Annotated in this window: 18 protein-coding genes; 16 read left to right on the forward strand and 2 right to left on the reverse strand. The window is 62.0% G+C overall.

The window, feature by feature from the left end; genetic code table 11:
* The first annotated feature begins 77 nt into the window (after nt 1-77).
* From M5G20_RS16025 to M5G20_RS16055, 7 genes are all read left to right on the forward strand, one after another.
* Nucleotides 78-1,058: a quinone oxidoreductase family protein gene (locus M5G20_RS16025; protein WP_212625739.1), complete on the forward strand. Its 981-nt coding sequence runs from the start codon at nt 78-80 to the stop codon at nt 1,056-1,058.
* A gap of 13 nt (nt 1,059-1,071) precedes the next feature.
* Complete coding sequence (locus M5G20_RS16030; protein ID WP_075946564.1) at nt 1,072-1,920, forward strand: TauD/TfdA dioxygenase family protein; 849 nt, start codon at nt 1,072-1,074, stop codon at nt 1,918-1,920.
* 87 nt (nt 1,921-2,007) lie between these two features.
* Nucleotides 2,008-3,060 (forward strand): 3-keto-5-aminohexanoate cleavage protein, encoded by a 1,053-nt coding sequence (locus M5G20_RS16035; protein ID WP_273919875.1) that lies wholly within the window; start codon nt 2,008-2,010, stop codon nt 3,058-3,060.
* A 91-nt stretch (nt 3,061-3,151) separates the two neighbouring features.
* Nucleotides 3,152-4,468 (forward strand): MFS transporter, encoded by a 1,317-nt coding sequence (locus tag M5G20_RS16040; protein WP_273919876.1) that lies wholly within the window; start codon nt 3,152-3,154, stop codon nt 4,466-4,468.
* On the forward strand, nt 4,465-5,127 hold the full coding sequence (locus M5G20_RS16045) for a DsbA family oxidoreductase (RefSeq protein WP_273919877.1): 663 nt from the start codon (nt 4,465-4,467) through the stop codon (nt 5,125-5,127). The genes M5G20_RS16040 and M5G20_RS16045 overlap by 4 nt, the downstream gene beginning before the upstream one ends.
* Nucleotides 5,124-5,450, forward strand: a complete 327-nt coding sequence (locus M5G20_RS16050) for a Rieske (2Fe-2S) protein (protein ID WP_150731920.1) — start codon at nt 5,124-5,126, stop codon at nt 5,448-5,450. Before M5G20_RS16045 ends, M5G20_RS16050 begins: the two co-directional genes overlap by 4 nt.
* On the forward strand, nt 5,447-6,457 hold the full coding sequence (locus M5G20_RS16055) for a YeiH family protein (RefSeq protein ID WP_273919878.1): 1,011 nt from the start codon (nt 5,447-5,449) through the stop codon (nt 6,455-6,457). The genes M5G20_RS16050 and M5G20_RS16055 overlap by 4 nt, the downstream gene beginning before the upstream one ends.
* A 173-nt stretch (nt 6,458-6,630) precedes the next feature.
* On the opposite strand, the gene M5G20_RS16060 is transcribed toward M5G20_RS16055, so the two are convergent.
* Entirely contained in the window at nt 6,631-7,638 is a 1,008-nt protein-coding gene (locus M5G20_RS16060) for an AraC family transcriptional regulator (RefSeq protein ID WP_273919880.1), read from the reverse strand.
* Between the two features lie 355 nt (nt 7,639-7,993).
* Here M5G20_RS16060 and M5G20_RS16065 point away from each other — a divergent pair, with 355 nt between their 5' ends.
* From M5G20_RS16065 to M5G20_RS16095, 7 genes are all read left to right on the forward strand, one after another.
* On the forward strand, nt 7,994-8,560 hold the full coding sequence (locus M5G20_RS16065) for an RBBP9/YdeN family alpha/beta hydrolase (protein WP_273919881.1): 567 nt from the start codon (nt 7,994-7,996) through the stop codon (nt 8,558-8,560).
* Between the two features lie 122 nt (nt 8,561-8,682).
* A complete protein-coding gene (locus M5G20_RS16070) occupies nt 8,683-10,686 on the forward strand; it encodes a DUF1302 domain-containing protein (protein WP_273919882.1) in 2,004 nt (667 codons plus the stop codon).
* 41 nt (nt 10,687-10,727) lie between these two features.
* Nucleotides 10,728-12,086 (forward strand): DUF1329 domain-containing protein, encoded by a 1,359-nt coding sequence (locus M5G20_RS16075; RefSeq protein ID WP_212625733.1) that lies wholly within the window; start codon nt 10,728-10,730, stop codon nt 12,084-12,086.
* 175 nt (nt 12,087-12,261) lie between these two features.
* Nucleotides 12,262-13,338, forward strand: a complete 1,077-nt coding sequence (locus M5G20_RS16080; protein WP_273919883.1) for a WD40/YVTN/BNR-like repeat-containing protein — start codon at nt 12,262-12,264, stop codon at nt 13,336-13,338.
* Between the two features lie 16 nt (nt 13,339-13,354).
* A complete protein-coding gene (locus M5G20_RS16085; RefSeq protein WP_273919884.1) occupies nt 13,355-15,874 on the forward strand; it encodes an efflux RND transporter permease subunit in 2,520 nt (839 codons plus the stop codon).
* Between the two features lie 7 nt (nt 15,875-15,881).
* On the forward strand, nt 15,882-17,660 hold the full coding sequence (locus tag M5G20_RS16090) for an acyl-CoA dehydrogenase C-terminal domain-containing protein (protein ID WP_273919886.1): 1,779 nt from the start codon (nt 15,882-15,884) through the stop codon (nt 17,658-17,660).
* Between the two features lie 19 nt (nt 17,661-17,679).
* The gene (locus M5G20_RS16095; protein WP_273919887.1) at nt 17,680-19,323 is read left to right on the forward strand and encodes a fatty acid--CoA ligase; all 1,644 of its coding nucleotides are present in this window, start codon (nt 17,680-17,682) and stop codon (nt 19,321-19,323) included.
* A 3-nt stretch (nt 19,324-19,326) separates the two neighbouring features.
* Here M5G20_RS16095 and M5G20_RS16100 read toward each other — a convergent pair whose 3' ends face one another.
* Nucleotides 19,327-19,503, reverse strand: coding sequence for a hypothetical protein (locus tag M5G20_RS16100; protein WP_273919888.1), 177 nt, complete (start codon nt 19,501-19,503; stop codon nt 19,327-19,329).
* A gap of 143 nt (nt 19,504-19,646) precedes the next feature.
* On the opposite strand from M5G20_RS16100, the gene M5G20_RS16105 reads away from it, so the two are divergent.
* Both M5G20_RS16105 and M5G20_RS16110 read left to right on the forward strand, forming a co-directional pair.
* Nucleotides 19,647-19,988: a potassium channel family protein gene (locus tag M5G20_RS16105; RefSeq protein ID WP_150731929.1), complete on the forward strand. Its 342-nt coding sequence runs from the start codon at nt 19,647-19,649 to the stop codon at nt 19,986-19,988.
* A gap of 61 nt (nt 19,989-20,049) precedes the next feature.
* Entirely contained in the window at nt 20,050-20,418 is a 369-nt protein-coding gene (locus M5G20_RS16110; RefSeq protein WP_075946578.1) for a PH domain-containing protein, read from the forward strand.
* Nucleotides 20,419-20,475: the final 57 nt, after the last annotated feature.

Genomic DNA, 20,475 nt, shown 5'->3' on the forward strand with positions numbered 1-20,475 from the left:
CAACAGGCCTCGTCCTACAGTCCAATCAGCGCAATTCGATGCAACACGCCCATATTGCAGATTGGAGAATAAGAAAAATGGCTAAAGCCGTACGCTTTTACGAAACCGGTGGTCCTGAAGTCCTGCGTTATGAGGACGTTGAAGTCGGCGAACCCGGTCCGGGCCAGGTGCGTCTGCGTCATGTGGCGGTCGGCCTTAACTATGCCGACACCTACTTCCGCAATGGCACTTACCCGATCCCGATGCCCAACGGCATGGGCGTCGAGGCGTCCGGCGTGGTCCAGGCTGTCGGCGAAGGGGTGACCAACGTCCAGGTGGGGGATCGCGTCACGTACACCGGTTTCCTCAACACCCTCGGCGCCTACAGCACCGAGCGCCTGATCCCGGCCGCGCCGCTGATCAAGCTGCCGGAAACCATCAGTTTCGAAACCGCCGCCGCCATGACCATGCGCGGCCTGACCTCGTCGTACCTGATGCGCCGCATCTACGACTTCAAGGAAGGCGACACGATTCTGCTGCATGCCGCCGCCGGTGGTGTCGGGCTGATCGTTTCGCAGTGGGCCAAGCTGCTCGGCCTGAACGTGATCGGCACCGTGTCCACCGAGCAGAAGGCTGAGATCGCCAAGGCTCACGGTTGCGACCATACGATCAATTACAGCCACGAAGACGTCGCCGCCCGCGTTCGCGAATTGACCGATGGCGTGGGCGTCAACGTGGTGTTCGACAGCGTTGGCAAGAACACCTTCATGGGTTCGCTGGATTCGTTGAAGCCTCGTGGACTGATGGTCTGCGTGGGTACTGCGTCCGGGCCGATCCCGGCGTTCGACCCGGTGATGCTGGCGATGAAAGGTTCGCTTTACCTGACCCGTCCGGCGCTGGCCAACTACATCAGCGACCCGGCGGAAAAAGCCGAGCTGGCTGGCGAGTTGTTTGACCACGTTGGCAGCGGCCGCATCAAGATCGAGATCAACCAGCACTACGCCTTGCAGGATGCGGTGCAGGCGCACCGGGATCTTGAGTCGCGCAAGACCACTGGCTCGTCGATTTTCGTCATTTAAGGAGCGGCCAGCCATGAAAGTCGAACAATTGACCTGCAGCATTGGCGCCGAACTGATCGGCGTCAACCTGGCCGATGCGGTGCATGACGACGGTCTGTTTGCCGAGATCCGTGCCCAGTTGCTCAAGCACCGCGTGGTGTTCCTGCGCGATCAGGACATCACCCGCGCCGAGCACGTGGCCTTCGCCCGTCGTTTCGGTGAACTGGAAGATCATCCGGTGGCCGGCAGCGATCCGGAACATCCGGGGTTGGTGCAGATCTACAAGCGTCCGGACCAGCCGATGGACCGCTACGAAAACGCCTGGCACACCGACGCCACCTGGCGCGAGGCCCCACCGATGGGCTGCGTGCTGCGCTGCGTCGAGTGCCCGCCGGTGGGCGGCGACACCATGTGGGCCAACATGGTCCTGGCGTACGAGAATTTGCCGGAAGACGTGAAGCTGAAGATCGCCAATCTGCGCGCCCGTCACAGCATCGAGGCCAGCTTCGGTGCGGCCATGCCGATCGAGAAGCGCCTGGGCCTCAAAGCGATGTACCCGGACGCCGAGCACCCGGTGGTGCGCACTCATCCGGATACCGGCGAGAAGGTGCTGTTCGTCAATGCCTTCACCACCCACTTCAGCAACTACCACACCCCTGACCGGGTACGTTTCGGCCAGGACGCCAACCCAGGCGCGAGCGAACTGCTGCGCTACCTGATCAGCCAGGCGTACATCCCCGAGTATCAAGTGCGCTGGCGCTGGAAGCCCAACAGCATCGCCATCTGGGACAACCGCAGTACCCAGCATTACGCGGTCATGGATTACCCGCCGTGCCATCGCAAGATGGAGCGCGCCGGGATCATCGGCGACAAGACTTACTGATCCACCGTTTCTGCATTCGCTCTCGTAAACACGCCTGCCCGGCGCGACCCCGGGTGGGCGGGACAATCATAAGAACTGGAGTAACTCATGCAATTTTTTGACGATTCCCTGCACCCGGAAACGATGGAAAAGGTAGTCATTACCGTGGCCCCGTACGGCCCGGAATGGATGCCGGAAGATTTCCCGGAAGACATCCCGCTGACCATGGATGAGCAGGTCCAGAAGGCAGTCGACTGCTATGAAGCCGGTGCCACCGTGTTGCACTTGCACGTGCGTGAACTGGACGGCAAGGGCTCCAAGCGCCTGTCGAAATTCAACGAGCTGATCGCCGGCGTGCGTGAAGCCGTGCCGGACATGATCATCCAGGTTGGCGGCTCGATTTCCTTCGCTCCGGAAAGCGACGGTGAGGCGGCCAAGTGGCTGTCCGACGACACCCGTCACATGCTGGCCGAACTGACCCCTAAGCCGGATCAGGTCACCGTGGCGATCAACACCACCCAGATGAACATCATGGAGCTGTTGTATCCCGAATACTTGGAAGGCACCTCCCTGGCCAACCCGTTGTACCAGGCTGCCTATAGCGAAATGACCGTGCCGGCAGGCCCGGCCTGGGTGGCCGAGCACCTCAAGCGCCTGATGGACAACGGCATTCAGCCGCACTTCCAGCTGACCGGCATGCACGCCTTGGAAAGCCTGGAGCGCCTGGTACGTCGCGGCGTTTACAAAGGCCCGCTGAACCTGACCTGGATCGGCATCGGTGGCGGTTTCGACGGCCCGAATCCGTTCAACTTCTTCAACTTCATCCACCGCGCGCCGGACGGTTGCACCCTGACTTCCGAGTCGCTGCTCAAGAACGTGATGCCGTTCAACACCATGTCGATGGCCATGGGGCTGCACCCGCGTGTGGGCAATGAAGACACTATCATTGATCACAAGGGTGATCGCTTCGGCTCGGTGGCGCAGATCCAGCAAACCGTGCGCATCGCCCACGAACTGGGTCGCGAAATCGCCACGGGCAAAGAGGCCCGCGAGATTTATCGCATCGGTGTGAAGTACGACAGCATCGAAGAAACCCTGTTGGCCAACGGCATGGCCCCCAACCGCAAGGCTGGACAGAAAGGTGTGCCGCAACGCGGCTGACCGACACGGCGAAGGAGCGGCCGTGACCGCTCGTTCGCCGAACAGCTACACGCTTGATAACAACAATAAAACGAAGCTTTGAGGAGGCTGCATGGCCTTTCACCCAATCGCCGACAACGATGACTCCGGTGGAGTTGTGGTTGCGCGCCAATATGCCTGGATCGTCTTCGCCCTGACGTTTGGCCTGTTGATTTCCGATTACATGTCGCGCCAGGTGTTGAACGCGGTGTTCCCGCTGCTGAAAAGCGAGTGGGCACTGAGCGATGGCCAGCTCGGCCTGCTCAGCGGCATCGTGGCGCTGATGGTCGGGTTGCTGACCTTTCCGCTGTCGCTGATGGCCGACCGCTTCGGCCGGGTCAAGAGCCTGGCGCTGATGGCGATGCTCTGGAGCCTGGCGACCCTTGGCTGCGCACTGGCCCAGGATTACCAGCAGATGTTCATCGCGCGGTTCATGGTTGGCGTGGGTGAGGCGGCCTATGGCAGCGTCGGCATCGCCGTGGTGATTTCGGTGTTTCCGAAACACATGCGCGCCACCCTGGCCAGTGCCTTCATGGCCGGCGGCATGTTCGGTTCGGTGTTGGGCATGGCCTTGGGCGGTGCCATTGCCGCGAAGCTGGGCTGGCGCTGGTCGTTCGCCGGCATGGCGCTGTTCGGCCTGGTGCTGGCGATGCTCTATCCGCTGATCGTCAAGGAAGCACGCATTGCCCCGCAACGCGCCGCCAAGGCGGCCGCAGCGGTCAAGCGACCGCTGCGCACGTTGTGGTCGAGCCGTTCGGTGGTAGCCACCTACGTCGCCAGCGGTTTGCAATTGTTCGTCGGCGGCACGGTGATGGTGTGGATTCCCAGCTACCTCAACCGCTACTACGACATGCCGACAGACAAGGCGGGCGGCATGGCGGCGATCATCGTGTTGTGCAGCGGCGCGGGGATGATCCTGTGCGGCATGCTCAGCGATCGCCTGTGCCGGCACTCGCCGGAGCGCAAAGTCAGTCTGGCCATCGGCTTCTGCCTGGGCAGTTGCCTGCTGCTGTCGGCCGCTTTTGCCTTGCAGGCAGGGCCGTTGCAACTGGCGCTGATCTGCCTGGGCATGTTGATCGCCACCGGCACCACCGGCCCTTGCGGGGCGATGGTCGCCAACCTGACGCATTACTCGGTGCACGGCACGGCGTTCGCCACGCTGACCCTGGCCAACAACATGCTGGGGCTGGCACCGGGGCCGTTCATCACCGGTCGGGTGTCCGATCTCATCGGCTTGCATGCCGCGTTTCAACTGGTGCCACTGGTCAGCCTCGCGGCAGCCGCGGTGTTCTTTTATGCCAAGTGTCACTACCACAAAGATATTGCCCGTCTTCAGGGTCAGAGCGTGCCTGGCCCCGTCCATGAAGCCGGGATAGAGGTGAAGTTGTGAGTCGTCGTTTACGTATTGATGTGTTTTTCGATTTTATCTGCCCGTGGTGCCTGATCGGCAAACGTCAACTTGAGCATGCGCAGGTGCAGTTTCGCAGTCGTCATCCGGACGTGCAGATCACCACGGTGTGGCATGGCGTGCAGTTGCTGCCGCAGTTGCCGGTAGAAGGTGAACCCTTCGCCGATTTCTACCGCAAGCGCCTGGGCAACGCCGACGCCATGACCATGCGTCAGGCCCAGGTGCAGGAGGCGGCCCGTGCGGTTGGACTGACGATTGACCTGAGCCGCATCGCCACAATGCCCAACACCGCTGATGCCCATCGTTTGTTCGAACGTGCCAGCGAGCGGGGCAATGGGGCGCAGCGCGAAATGTTGCTCGAACGACTGTTCGCCGCGTACTTCCAAAGACGCGAAGACCTCGGTTGCCGTGAGACCTTGCTCACCATTGCCCGCTCCTGCGGCATTGCCCCGGACGCGGTGGCCGACTGCCTGAAGGGCGATGCCACGCCCTTTGCCGGAGCCCCCGGCGCCACCAGCGGCGTGCCGAGTTTCCAGTTCGACAACCGCATGACCGTGATCGGTGCGCAGCCTGCCCAGGCGCTGCTCGGGGCCATGCACGAAGCCCTCAAGGAAAGCGAGCGCGAGCGGCAGCCGGCATGACCCGGCGCATTCCCGTACCTGCCGGCAAATACCCGCAGGCCGGAGGTCGTGCGCTGTTCGAATTCGAAGACAAAAGCCTGGCGTTGTTCAACGTCGACGGGCAGCTGTTTGCCATCGATGACAGTTGCCCGCACCAAGGTGCCTCGCTGTGTGGCGGGCGTCTTGAAGGGCGGGTGATTCAGTGCTGCGCCCATGGCCTGCGTTTCGATTTACGCAGCGGTTATCTGCTCAATTCCACGCTGGTCAAAGTCACGAGCTACCCGGTCGAGATCATCGACGACCAGGCGTTCATCGTTATCACTTGCGAGGAGTCCGCGCCATGAGCGCCATCGCTCTCACCCGTATCCACAGTCGCACGCGCGAACTGGCGCCGGGGTTTATCGTCAGCCTGATCGTGGCGGCCGCTGCGTCGTTTTTGTCCGAGCATTACGGTGCGCCGGTCATGCTGTTCGCCTTGCTGCTGGGCATGGCCCTGAATTTTCTCGCCGATGACGGCCCGTGCAAGGCCGGCGTCGAATTCACCGCGCGCACGGTGCTGCGCATCGGCGTGGCGCTGCTGGGGATGCGCATCACCCTGGAGCAGATGGCGGCGCTGGGCTGGAAGCCGATTGCGCTGGTGGTGATTCTGGTGGTGGTGACCATTGGCGTTTCTGTGATCGCGGCCAAGGCCCTGGGATTTCAGCGACTGTTCGGCATGCTGACGGGCGGCGCGACGGCGATTTGTGGTGCTTCGGCGGCGTTGGCGCTGGCGGCGGCGCTGCCGAATCATCCGCAGAAAGAGCGAGCGACGTTGTTCACCGTGATTGGCGTGTCGGCGCTGTCGACCCTGGCGATGATTGTTTATCCAATGATCGCCAACTGGCTGGAGTTGTCGCCGCAGGTGGCAGGCGTGTTCCTCGGCGCGACCATTCACGATGTCGCCCAAGTGGTTGGCGCCGGCTACAGCATGTCCACCGAGACGGGCGACACGGCCACGGTGGTCAAGCTGATGCGTGTCGCCATGCTGCTGCCGGTGATCGTCACCGCCGCGATGATCACCCGCCTGCAGGGCGCCGATCCGACCGGCAAGCGGCCGCCGTTGTTGCCGTGGTTTGCGGTGGGTTTCCTGATACTGGCGTGCATCAACAGCACCGGTTGGGTGGCCCCGGCGGTGCAGGGCTCGGTCAACGAACTGTCGCGCTGGTGCCTGGTGATTTCGATCAGTGCGCTGGGCATGAAAACCCGTTTGAAGGAGCTGGCAGCGGTCGGGATCAAGCCGATTTTGCTGATGGTGGGGGAGACGGTATTCCTCGTCGTGCTGGTGCTGCTCTTGCTGCGCTGGGGGCTCTAGCCATCACACAAAACCTGTGGGAGCTGGCTTGCCAGCGATAGCGGCCTGACATTTGGCATTGATGTCGGCTGACACTCCGTCATCGCGAGCAGGCTCACTCCTACAGGGGGGGCATTACCATTTCGCTCTTTGCGGCGACTGTGCCAGCGGTCGCCGTTTTTTTTGCCGGGCTATCAGGACGGCTTCTGCTTCTGCGCCCGCCACGTCGCCGGTGGCATGCCGAACTGGCTGATAAACCACCGGGTAAACGAACTCGCCATCGAGTAGCCCAGCATGTCGGCGATCCGGCTCAGCGGATAATTCGGGTTATCCAGATATCGCAGCACCAGATCGCGGCGCACGTCGTTGATCACGTCATTGAACGCACAGCCATCGTCTTTCAGGCGACGTTGCAGCGTGCGCACGTTCATGCCCTGGCTCTGGGCGACTTGTTCGATGGTGGCGCGGCCCATGGGCAGCAGCAGGTAGATGGCCTTGCGCACTTCGAACAGCATCGAGGTGCCTTGATTACTCTGCAGCGAGTCGAGGTAACTTTGCGCGTAGCGGGCCATGGCCGGGTCGGCGTTGGGGTTGGTCATGTCGAGGCTGGCGTCGGAGCAGACGATGCCGTTGAACTCGCTGCCGAACTCCAGGGTGCAGCCGAACAGCCGTCGATGCAGATGCAGATTGTCCGGCGCCTGGTGCATGAAGTTGACGCTGTAGGGATGCCAATGCGAGCCGAGCAGCGCCGAGCACAGGCGAAACATCACGCCGATGGCCAGCTCGGTGGCCTGGCGGCTGGGCATCGGCGTTTCGGTGACCACCTCTTCGCGAATGATCACCATCTTGCCGGCCTCTTCGATGAAGATCGCCAGCGAGTCGTTCATCAAATGCCGGTAATGCACCACCACCTGCAAGGCATCGCGCAGGGTGCGCTGATGGCTGAGCAACAGGCTGACCACGCCGAAGTCCGAGAGCTGGCGCGACTCGGCCATGCTCAGGCCGAAAGTCTGACAACCGCTGGCGGCGGCCGAGTCCTCCAGCAACCGCACAGCGGAATCGATGGGAATGCGATGTTCGGGGGCCAGTAATTGAGCCCTGCTCAGGCCAACGGCGGCCAATGCATCGCGCGGGTTGAAGCCCAGATACTGGGTGACCTCCAGGTAGTTGGTCAGTACAGCGGCGCGAACAAGCTTGGGCATGCGTGGGTCTTCCCTGGGCCGATGGCGAATGGCATGAGCGTGGCGACTATATCCAGCGCATCGACTGTTGAACAGTTGTCTTGTCGTCGATGGATTTCACGCTGAGCGCCGTCGAATCAGCGCAGCTGGCGGGAGTAATCCAGCCTCATCCGTTGATTACAGTGACCCTGCGCCAACCTGCGAGGTTTTTCGACCAGCGGTCGAAGCGATAAAGTGTCGGACAATTTGTCATCAAAAGAAAAGTGCCTGACGTCCAATGTAAAGCGCCTCGAGTGGGCGCTCTTTAATGTCGACCCTACAAAAAGCCCCTGGCGAAACAGCCAGTCGAGATATCGAGAAAGCGAAGGTGTTGACCGTGGACAAATTGCAAACTGCCGCCACCGTTCTGATCGTACCGGGCCTGCGCGAGCACGTTGCCGAGCATTGGCAAACGCTGCTGCAAGCGAAGCTCGCCAAGGTGCGCAGCGTCCCGCCGCTGGAGACCGACAAGCTCGACTGCGGTGCCCGCGTACGCGCTATCCAGCATGAACTGGAGCAGATCGACGGGCCGGTGATTCTGGTTGCCCACAGCGCTGGCGTATTGATGGTCGCGCATTGGGCGGCGCAGTTCAGCCGTCCGATCAAGGGCGCGTTGCTGGCCGCACCACCGGACCTCGATGCGGTCTGGCCGGCCAACTATCCGTCTTCCGAAACCCTCAGCAGCCAGGGCTGGAACCCACTGCCACAAGGCCCACTGCCGTTCCGCAGCATCGTGGCCGGCAGCACCAACGATCACCTGGCCAGTTTTTCCGCCGTGTCACGCATGGCTGAAAACTGGGGCGCCGAATTGCTCGATCTGGGCGAAGTCGGCCATCTCAATCCGGCCGCAGGATTTGGCCACTGGGCGCAAGCCGAGGCGCTGATCCTGCAGCTGGATCGCTAATACAGGAACCGGCAGGCATCACGCCAGCCGGCATTTGCCCTCACTCCTGAAACGTTGGCCCGAAGAGGTCCGCGAGAGGGCGGCTGCGCTTAAAACAAATACAAAAAGGCGGAGACAACGCAATGCACAACAACAAGAGTCACGGGTTCACCCCTTCACGCTACAGCTTGCTGGCCTCGGCCATTCTCGCGGCAACGGTGCCGATGGCCCATGCGGCCGAGATCGAGACAGGAAACCCGGACTGGACCGTTCGCCTGGACAACACCGTCAAGTACAACTACGGCGTGCGCACCGAAAGCGCCGACAAACGCCTGTTGGCCACCCCGAACAACAACGACGGCGATTACAACTTCCGCAAGGCCGGCACCAACATCACCAACCGCGTCGACCTGTTGACCGAGATGGACGTGGTCTACCAGAACCGCATGGGCTTTCGCGTCAGCGCCGCCAGCTGGTACGACAAGGCCTACGAGAACGCCGGCTCCAACTCCAACCCGTTCGTCAACGGCAACGGTTCGACCTCGGGCCTGATCGCCAACGACCCGCGTCTGGCAGGCGTCACCAATGACAACGTCGGTACCGGCAGCCCGCACCTGAGCAACTACGCCCAGCGCTACTACACCGGCCCGTCGGGTGAAATCCTCGACGCCTTCGTGTTCTACAGCACCGAAGTCGGTGAGCAATCGCTGCTGAGCGTCAAGGCCGGCCAGCACAACGTGTTCTGGGGCGAGACCCTGCTCAACCCGGTGCACTCGGTCAGCTACGGTCAGTCGGGCCTTGACCTGGCCAAACTCGCCGCATCGCCGGGCACTGAGGCCAAGGAACTGTTCGTCCCGCGCAACCAGCTGTCGATGTCGTTCACCGTCAACCCGGAATTGACCGTCGGCGCCCAGTACTTCCTCGATTGGGACGAAGCGCGACTGCCGGAAGCGGGCACCTATTACGGCGGTTCCGACCTGGTCGGTTTCGGCGCGCAGTCGTTCCTGCTCGGCAACACCAACGCGGTGGTTCCGGGCAGCCCGCTCGGTTGTGGCCTGGCGCCGTGCAATGGCTTGACCAACGTCCGTCGCGGCCATGACCTGACGCCGGACAAGCGCGGCGACTGGGGCGTCATGGCCAAGTGGTCGCCGGCCTGGCTGGATGGCACCCTCGGCGTTTACTACCGCGAGACTTCGGAAATCCTGCCGCAAGCCTGGCTCGATGCCCGTGGCGTGTCCTCGGCCAATGCCAACGGCACCCGCCCGGCCGGGCAAGTGCCTGCGGTGGTCAACACCCTCAACTCGCTGAACACCGCGACCTATCAACTGGCCTACGCCGACAACATCAAGATTGTAGGCCTGAGCTTGTCCAAGGACGTCGGCGGGGTGAGCGTGGGTTCGGACCTGAACATCCGCCACAACATGCCGCTGGCGAGTATTCCGGCGATTGTCAGCACCAACAGCCCGTTGGGCCTGGGCCAGGGTCTTGGCCTGCTGCCGGCGCGTACCGCCGCCACTGGCGTGGTGTACGACACCCCGGAAAAAGGCGACAGCATGGCCGCCACCGGCGACACCCTGCACTGGACGCTCAATGGCCTGATGACCATTGCCGATACGCCGCTGTTCGATTCCGCGACCCTGCTCGGCGAGTTGTACTACAGCAACCTGCTCAAGCTCGATAGCAAGAACGAGGCGCTCTACAAAGGCAAGGACAGCTATCGCGGTATCGACGCGCCGACCCGGGACAACTGGGGCATCGCGGTCAACTTCACACCGACCTGGTACCAGGTGTTCCCCGGCGTCGATCTCAACGCGCCGATGTCGGTCAACCTCGGTCTCGATGGCGTGTCGCCGGTCTCCGGTGGCGGTGCCAAAGACACCGGCAACTACGCCATCGGCCTCGGGGCCGTTGTGTACAACAAATACTTCGTCGACCTGAAGTACGTGGATTCCTTCGGCAAAACCGACAAGTGCAACGTCAGCGGCACCAGCACCGGCCCGACCGGTGGCGACGGCTCCACGCCGAACGCCTTCAGCGGCAACGAAAACTACGCCTGTTACGCCGGTGGCTACTCGGCCTTCTCCGGTGGTGGTGCAACGACTGAGGACCGTGGCGCCGTTTACCTGACGATGAAAACCACTTTTTGATTCACCACTGATTTGCTCAATGCAAGCAGGAGAATAACAACATGAAATTCGCACAAACCGTGTTGGCCGTTTCACTGGCCATGGTCCTTGCCGCCCAGGCACAGGCCGCTGTTTCAACCCAGGAAGCTGCCAAGCTGGGCACCAGTCTGACCTTGGTGGGCGCTGAAAAAGCCGGGAACGCTGATGGTTCCATTCCGGCCTACAACGGTGGCCTGACCACGCCGCCCGCCAGTTTCAAATCCGGCGACAGCATGCGCCCGGACCCGTTTGCCAATGAAAAGCCGTTGCTGGTGATCGACGGCAAAAACGTCGATCAGTACAAAAACATGCTCAGCGCCACCACCGTCGAATTGGCCAAGCGCTTCCCGACGTTCCGGGTCGATGTGTTCCCGACTCACCGTACCGTCTCGCTGCCCCAGGCCATTCTGGATAACGGCGTGAAGAACGCCAGCGGTGCCAAGTCCCTGGAAAACGGGTTGGCCATCGACAACGTGCTGCCGGGCGTACCGTTCCCGATTCCACAGTCGGGCAACGAAGCGATGTGGAACTTCCTGCTGCGTTATCAGGGCGTGAGCATCAACTCCAAGTACGACTCCTGGAACGTTGACTCCGCAGGCGTGCCGAGCCTGGCGACCACCGGGCAGGCGTTCATTTCCTATCCGATCTACGAAAACCTGTCGCAGCCGATCAGCAGCGCCGACGTGTACTACCAGATGAAGCTGTCGTACACCGGCCCTGCGCGCCGGGCCGGCGAAGCGGTCATGCTCAAAGACGCCGCCAACCCGTTGCAGCAACCGCGTCGCGCCTGGCAATACCTGCCGGGGCAGCGTCGGGTCAAACTCGCACCGAACCTGGCCTACGACACGCCTAACCCGGGGACCGCCGGTGCGGGCACCTACGACGACGTGTTCGTGTTCAACGGTGCGCTGGATCGCTACGACTGGAAGTTGGTGGGCAAGCAGGAAATGATCGTGCCCTACAACACCTACAAGCTGACCTACGCCCAGGATCCGAAGTCGCTGACCAGCGCCAACCACCTCGCGCCGGACTTCGTGCGCTGGGAAAAACACCGCGTGTGGGTCGTCGAAGGCACCCTCAAGGCCGGTGCCCGTCATATCTACGCCAAGCGCCGCTTCTACCTCGACGAAGACAGCTGGACCGCTCTGGCCTCGGATCAATATGACGCCCGTGGTCAGCTCTATCGCGGTTCCTTCGCCTTCCTCAGCCAGAGCTACGACAAGCAGGTGCCGGACTCGACGCCTTTCATGATCTACGACCTGGTGGGCGGTTCCTACAACATCAACGGTGTCGTCGGCCCGTATGGCGGCATCAAGTACATCGATCCGCTCTCCAAGGCGCAATGGTCGTCGGAATCCCTGGCCGGCGCCGGCATTCGCTAAGCCACGATCCACTGGGGGAGCGAGCCTGCTCGCGATGGACCCGAGGGCGACGCGGGCATTCAGACAGCACGCGTCATCGTTCACGACCATCGCGAGCAAGCTCGCGCCTGCAGACGGCATGAACGCCAGGCACACGAAAGTGTGTCCCGGCGAGTTTTTCCGAAGAGGACGCGGTATGTGTTCGTATAAAAACTATCTGCAGCTGGCGTTTGGCGTCGTGCTCTGCCTGTCGCAGGGCATCAGCCACGCGGCCGATTACGTCGACGTGCTGGACCTGCCCGCCAGAGTCAGTGCCTTGGCCATCAACAGCCCGTTGTCCGGCATGGCCCGCGCCGGTGAGCGCGTGATCGCCGTCGGCCAGCGCGGCCATATTGTGTTTTCCGACGACGCCGGCAAGCATTGGCAACAGGCCACCGTGCCGGTCAGTGCCGATCTCACGGCCGTGAATTTTCCGACCGCCACCCAGGGTTGGGCGGTGGGCAATGACGGCGTGGTGCTGCACAGCAGCGACGCCGGCGCGACCTGGCATAAACAGCTCGACGGTCTGCAGATCGGCGCTTTGCTGGTCGAACACTATTCGGCATTGGCCAGTGCCGAACCGGGCAACGAGCAATGGCCGTTGCTGGTCGCCGAGGGCCAACGGTTGACTGAGCAGGGTGCGGACAAACCGCTGCTCGATGTCTGGTTCGCCAACGACAAAACCGGCTACGTGGTCGGCGTGTTCAATCTGATCCTGCGCACCGACGACGGCGGCCAGAGCTGGGCGCCATTCCAGGATCGCACCGACAACCCGCAAGGTTTCCATCTCAACGCCATCGCCTCCACCGGCGACGCGCTCTACATCGCCGGCGAACAAGGCCTGTTGCTCAAATGGGATGGCAACGCCCAACGCTTCGCCGCTGTACCGACGCCTTACCAGGGCAGTTTCTTCGGCGTGCTCGGCAAACCGGGCGAAGTGCTCGTCTATGGCCTGCGCGGCAACGTCCTGCGCAGCACCGATGGCGGCCTGAACTGGACCGCACTCGAGACCGGACTGCACGTCAGCATCACCGCTGGCCTGATCGATGCGCATGGCAATTACCGCCTGTTCACCCAGGGCGGGCAGATGCTGGTCAGCCAAGGCACGGGCGCGCAAATGCGCCTGCTGCGCCAACCGGTGTCGACGCCGGTCGCCGGTGCCACCCAGTCCGCCGCTGGTGCGTTGGTGGTCGCGGGCAGCCGTGGCGCCCAGACGCTAGCCCTCGAACCCTAAGAGCGAGAACCCAGACATGGGCAATATCAAACAAGACGCCATGCCGGTGATCCGCGAACTGCGGGATTTCGACCAGCACTCCGGCAACCTCCTCGAACGGTGGGTGTTCAACTATCGGCCGTTGTTCATGCTGCTGATGGCGCTGGCCACCGTGGTGTTGGGTTTCATGGCGGTAACGCGCCTTGAGCTGCGCCCCAGCTTCGAAAAAATGATTCCGCAGAGCCAACCCTACATCCAGAATTTCCTCGAAAACCGCCAGTCGTTGCGTGGCCTCGGCAACTCGGTGCGGGTCGTGGTCGAGAACACCCAAGGCGATATTTTCGACCCCGCGTACCTCGACGTACTCAAGCAGGTCAACGACCAGTTGTTCCTCACCGAAGGCGTCGATCGCGCGTGGATGAAATCCCTGTGGAGCCCGGCGGTGCGCTGGACCGAAGTCACCGAGGACGGTTTCCAGGGTGGCCCGGTAATGCCCGACACCTATTCCGGGCAACCTGAGCAGATCGAACAACTGCGCCAGAACATCTCCCGCGCCGGTCTGGTCGGCAGCCTGGTGGCCAGCGACTTCAAGTCGAGCATGTTGATCGTGCCGCTGCTGGACAAAGCCGCCGCCGGTGGCCAACCCATCAACTATCACGCGTTCTCGCAGATGCTCGAAGAGCAGCTGCGCGACAAGATCGAATACGCCGGCGACAGCGCTGCGCGTCAATCCGGGGAGGAGGGCAAGGGCCAGTACAAGGTCCGGGTGATCGGCTTCGCCAAACTGATGGGCGACCTGATCGACGGCCTGATCCAGGTGATGATGTTTTTCGGCCTGGCCGTGATCACGTCACTGGCAATCATCTACGCCTACACCCGTTGCGTGCGCAGCACTTTGCTGGTGATCGGCTGCTCGCTGATCGCGGTGGTCTGGCAACTGGGCATCGTCGCCTGGCTCGGCTATGCCATTGACCCGTACTCGGTGCTGGTGCCGTTCCTGATCTTCGCCATCGGCGTGTCCCACGCGGCGCAGAAGATGAACGGCATCATGCAGGACATCGCTCGTGGCACCCACAAACTGATCGCCGCGCGCTACACCTTCCGCCGTCTGTTTATCGCGGGTGTCACCGCGCTGCTGGCCGACGCCGTGGGCTTTGCGGTGCTGATGCTGATCGACATTCCGGTGATCCAGGACCTGGCGATCACCGCCAGTATCGGTGTCGCCGTGTTGATCTTCACCTCGCTGCTGCTGATGCCGGTGGCGCTGTCCTATGTCGGCGTCGGTGCCAAGGCGGCCGAACGCGCGCTGAAAATCGACACCCGCGCCGAACACCACAAAGGCTTCGGCAAACTCTGGGACTTGCTCGACCGCTTTACCACGCGCAAGTGGGCCACGGGTGCCGTATTGGTCGCGGTGCTGATGGGCATCGGCGGCTTCATGGTCAGCCTCAACCTGAAAATCGGCGACCTTGAAAGTGGCGCGCCGGAGCTGCGTGCCGACTCGCGCTACAACCGCGACAACGCCTACATCACCCAGCATTACGCGCTGTCCAGCGACCTGTTCGCGGTGATGATCAAGACCGCGCCGGAGGGCTGCCTGAACTACAAGACGTTGGTGCTTGCCGATCGTCTGGCCTGGGAACTGCAGCAGTATCCGGGCGTGCAGGCAACGACTTCGCTGGTCAACGCCGTGCGCCAGATCACGGCCGGCACTTATGAAGGCAACCCCAAGCTCAACAGCATCCAGCGCAACCAGGACGTGCTCAACTACGCCGCGCAGCAAGCCTCGGTCAACTCGCCGGAGCTGTTCAACAACAACTGCTCGCTGATGCCGGTGATCACCTTCCTCAAGGATCACAAGGCTGAAACCCTGGACGCCGTGGTGGCCATCGCTGACAAGTTCGCCAAGGACAACAGCACTGAAGATCGTCAGTTCCTGCTGGCGGCTGGCAGCGCTGGCATCGAAGCGGCGACCAACATCGTCGTGCGCGAAGCCAACCGCACCATGCTGCTGTATGTCTACGCGGCGGTGACGCTGTTCTGCCTGATCACCTTCCGCAGCTGGCGCGCCACGCTGGTGGCGCTGTTGCCACTGGTGCTGACTTCGATCCTCTGTGAAGCGCTGATGGTCGCCATGGGCATTGGCGTGAAAGTCGCGACCCTGCCGGTGATCGCCCTCGGCGTGGGGATCGGCGTCGACTACGCCTTGTACCTGCTCAGCGTGCAATTGCACTTCCAGCGCCAGGGCCTGCCGTTGTCCCAGGCCTACCGCAATGCGGTGTCGTTCACCGGCCGGGTGGTCGGGCTGGTGGGCATCACCCTCGCCGCGGGCGTGGTGTGCTGGGTCTGGTCGCCGATCAAGTTCCAGGCCGACATGGGCATTCTGCTGACCTTCATGTTCCTGTGGAACATGCTCGGCGCGCTGATCCTGATTCCGGCGCTGTCGTACTTCCTGCTGCGTGAACGGGTGCCGCAAACCGCACCCGTCACGCCCGCCGAAACCACCGAATCCACTGAACGTCCGGGCGTGCCTCATGCCCTGACCACTTCCGAGTAAGCCCACAATGTCTGACTACAAAGCTCCTTTGCGCGACATGCGCTTCGTACTCAACGAGGTTTTCCAGGTGTCCCGGCTGTGGGCCAAATTGCCCGGCCTGGCGGACGTGATCGATGAAGAAACCGCCGCCGCGATCCTCGAAGAGGCCGGCAAGATCAGCGCTGAAGTGGTCGCGCCACTGAATCGCGCCAGCGACGAACAGGGCTGCACCTGGAACAACGGCGCGGTCAGCGCCGCGGAGGGTTTCATCGCCGCGTATCAAGCGTTTGCCGAAGGTGGCTGGGTCGGCGTCGGCGGTGATCCGCAGTTCGGCGGCATGGGCATGCCCAAGGCAATTTCGGCGCAGGTTGAAGAGATGGTCAACTCGGCCAGCCTGTCGTTCGGCCTGTACCCGATGCTCACGGCGGGCGCCTGCCTGTCGATCAACGCCCACGCCAGCGAAGAGTTGAAATCCAAGTACCTGCCAAATATGTACGCCGGCACCTGGACCGGCTCGATGTGCCTGACCGAAGCCCATGCCGGCACTGACCTGGGCATGATCCGCACCCGCGCAGAGCCGCAGGCGGACGGCAGCTACAAGGTCAGCGGCAGCAAGATATTCATCACGGGCGGCGAGCACGACCTGACCGAAAACATCATCCACCTGGTGCTGGCGCGTCTTCCCGATGCACCGGCAGGCCCGAAAGGTATCTCACTGTTTTTGGTGCCCAAGGTGCTGGTCAACGACGACGGCTCACTGGGCGAACACAATGCGCTGTCCTGTGGCTCCATCGAACACAAAATGGGCATCAAGGCGTCCGCTACGTGCGTGATGAACTTCGACGGCGCGACGGGCTGGATCATCGACGCCCCGAACAGAGGCCTGGCGGCAATGTTCACCATGATGAATTACGAGCGCCTGGGCGTGGGCATTCAAGGTCTGGCGCAGGGCGAGCGTTCGTATCAGAACGCCGTCGAATATGCCCGTGATCGCCTGCAAAGCCGCGCGCCCACCGGTGCGCAGTTCAAGGAAAAAGCCGCCGACCCGATCATCGTCCACCCCGATGTGCGTCGCATGCTGCTGACCATGAAAGCCCTGAACGAAGGCGGTCGCGCGTTTTCCAGCTACGTGGCCCTGCAACTGGACACCGCCAAGTACAGCGAAGATGAAGTCCGTCGCCACCGCGCCCAGGAGTTGGTAGCGCTGCTGACCCCGGTGGCCAAGGCTTTCCTCACCGACATGGGCCTGGAAACCACCCTGCACGGCCAGATGATTTTCGGTGGCCACGGCTACATCCGCGAGTGGGGCCAGGAGCAACTGGTACGTGACGTGCGCATCACCCAGATCTACGAAGGCACCAACGGCATCCAGTCCCTGGACCTGGTCGGGCGCAAGATCGTCGGCAGCGACGGAGCGCTTTACCGCTTGTTCGCCTCGGAGATCCGCAACTTCACCGCCAATGCCTGCGCTGACCTCGGCGAGTTCACCAGGCCGTTGAACGCCGCCGTCGACACCCTCGACGAACTGACTTCGTGGCTGCTGGACCGCGCCCAAAGCAACCCGAATGAAATCGGCGCGGCTTCGGTCGAGTACCTGCACGTGTTCGGCTACACCGCCTACGCCTACCTGTGGGCACGCATGGCCAAGGCGGCCATGAGCACCCATTCCACGGACGACTTCTACGCCAGCAAACTGGCCACCGCGCGCTTCTACTTCGCCCGCTTGCTGCCGCGTATCCACTCGCTGAGCGCATCGGCCAAGGCGGGCAGCGAATGCCTGTTCGCCCTGCAAGCCGAGCAGTTCTGACCGGACAAGGAACCCCATCATGATGGCGACAAAAATAATTCCACCCGCCGACGGCGCCTATGCCTACCCGCTGCTGATCAAGCAATTGCTGCTGTCCGGCGTGCGCTACGAGCCGGGACGGGAAATCGTCTACGCCGACAAGCTGCGCTACAGCTACCAGACGCTCAACAAACGCATCCGCCGCCTGGCCAACGCGCTGACGGCAGCCGGGGTCAAGGCCGGCGATACCGTGGCCTTGCTCGACTGGGACAGCCACCGCTACCTGGAATGCTTCTTCGCCGTACCGATGATCGGCGCGGTGCTGCACACGGTGAACATTCGCCTGTCGCCGGAGCAGGTGCTCTACACCATGAACCACGCCGAGGATGATCTGGTGCTGGTGCATGATGATTTCCTGCCGCTGGTGGAGCAGATTCACGGGCGGCTGACCACGGTGAAAGGCTTCCTCCAGCTGAGCGACGACACGTCTGCCGCTACGTCTTTGCCGGTGCTGGGCGAGTATGAAAACCTGCTGTCCGAGGCGTCCGACCAGTACGACTTCCCCGACTTTGACGAGCACTCGGTGGCGACCCTGTTCTACACCACCGGCACCACCGGCGACCCCAAAGGCGTGTACTTCACCCATCGCCAATTGGTCCTGCACACCCTGAATGCCGTCGGTACCTTGGGCGTCTATCAAGGCCAGCCGCTGCTGCGTTCCGACGACGTGTACATGCCCATCACGCCGATGTTCCACGTGCATGCGTGGGGCGTGCCGTATGTCGCGACCCTCATGGGCATCAAGCAGGTCTATCCTGGCCGCTACGAACCCAACAGCCTGGTGCGTTTGTATCGCGAAGAGAAGGTCACGTTCTCACACTGCGTGCCGACCATCCTGCAAATGATCCTCAACTGTGAGGAAGGCAAACAGGCGCGTTTCGACGGCTGGAAAATGCTCCTTGGCGGCAGCGCCCTGACGCTCGGCATCGCCAGCGAAGCCAGCGCCAAAGGCATGCTGGTGCACGCCGGTTACGGCATGTCGGAAACCTGCCCGTTGCTGTGCCTGACCTACCTGCGCGACGAAGACCTCGCGCTGCCCCGCGAAGCCCAATTGCCGATCCGCATCAAAACCGGCACGACGGTGCCGATGGTCGACCTGAAAATCATCGACGCCAACGGGGACGACGTCGCCCACGATGGTGAGTCCCTCGGCGAAATCGTGGTGCGCGCACCGTGGCTGACCCAAGGTTATTTGAAAGACAAGGAGAAGGGCGCCGAACTCTGGCACAACGGCTGGCTGCACACCGGCGACATGGCTTCCATCGACGCGCTCGGTGGCGTGGAAATCAAGGACCGCATCAAGGACGTGATCAAGACCGGCGGCGAGTGGATCAGCTCCCTGGAACTGGAGAGCCTGATCAGCGAACACCCGGCGGTGATGTCGGTCGCGGTGGTGGGCATCGTCGACGAACAGTGGGGCGAACGCCCGATGGCGATGGTCGTCAGTGAGCCAGGTCAATTCCTCGATCGCAAGATTCTGGAGACCCACCTGCAAGCCTTCGTCGACGGCGGGCGCATCAACAAATGGGCGATCCCCAAGCAGTTCAAGTTCGTCGCCGAAATCCCCAAGACCAGCGTCGGCAAGATCAACAAAAAACTGATCCGCGAAAGCGAAGCGAACTAGGCGCTACATCCTCGGTCGCGGCAGGGTCGAGGGCATGCGTTGTTGCGGCGGGATGATCCTGCCGCTGTCACTGTTCATGGGCGGCCTCGCCTGGTCGTCCTGGCTGGAATCATGGCAGGACGATCCGCCGAGGGCCACGGCCACGGCGAGCAGGAGCGGCGCGAGCAAGTGCTTGGACATGGGGGATTCTCCGGTGCTTGGTCATTGCAGCTTAATCGCTGTTGCGCCGATGCCACGGTCCGTTGGTCCGGCCATCGTTTTCCAATTCTTGTGCCAAGCTGATGGGATACCTATTCGCCTGCCGCCCACAGGAAACCCATGAAATGAAACTCATCAGAACGTCGCACATCCGTCGTGAATTCTACAAAGCCGTCGGCTACTACCTGGGAGTCGTCTGGCCGATCCTGTCCACCATGCTGGTGGTCATCGTCACCTTCGGCCTGATCATCAGTTACCTGGAAGGCTGGCAGCCTTTCGACGGCATCTACTTCGGCTTCGTTACGGGCCTGACCATCGGCTATGGCGAACTCGTACCAAAGCAGGGGCTGTCGCGATTACTGGCGATATTGCTCGGGTTCAACGGCGTGCTGTTGACCGCGATCTTCGCGGCGATCAGCGTGCGGGCGATCGAGACTGCCGTGCGGGTAACAGGCGCAGACAAGTAAGGCAGGCCGAATGCCACGAAGTCGTGGTTAGATGCGGGTTTTGACCCATAGGGAATGACCCATGATCGACTTCAACAACAAGGGATTTTTCAAGCTCAAGCAAAACGACGAATACGCCGAACGCGTGACCGCCCTATTGCTGGACGGTGAGCACGTCATCGATTCCTACAAATCCATGCGCGACGGTGTGGTGTTCACCAACAAACGCATCATCGCGGTGAACGTGCAGGGCCTCACCGGCAGCAAGAAAGACTTCACCTCGTTGCCCTACAAAAACATCGTGGCGTACTCGGTGGAAACCTCGGGCACGTTCGATCTGGATTCCGAACTGGAAATCTACTTTTCATCGCTGGGCAAAGTGAAATTCGAATTCACCGGCAAGACCTCGATGGTCGAAGTCTCGAAGCTGATCTCTCAACACCTGCTCTGAACCGAACAGGAAACACCCAACCTGTAGGAGCCGGCTTGCTGGCGATAGCGGACACAA

The organism is Pseudomonas sp. TNT2022 ID1044, assembly GCF_028656895.1.
GTDB lineage: Bacteria > Pseudomonadota > Gammaproteobacteria > Pseudomonadales > Pseudomonadaceae > Aquipseudomonas > Aquipseudomonas reinekei.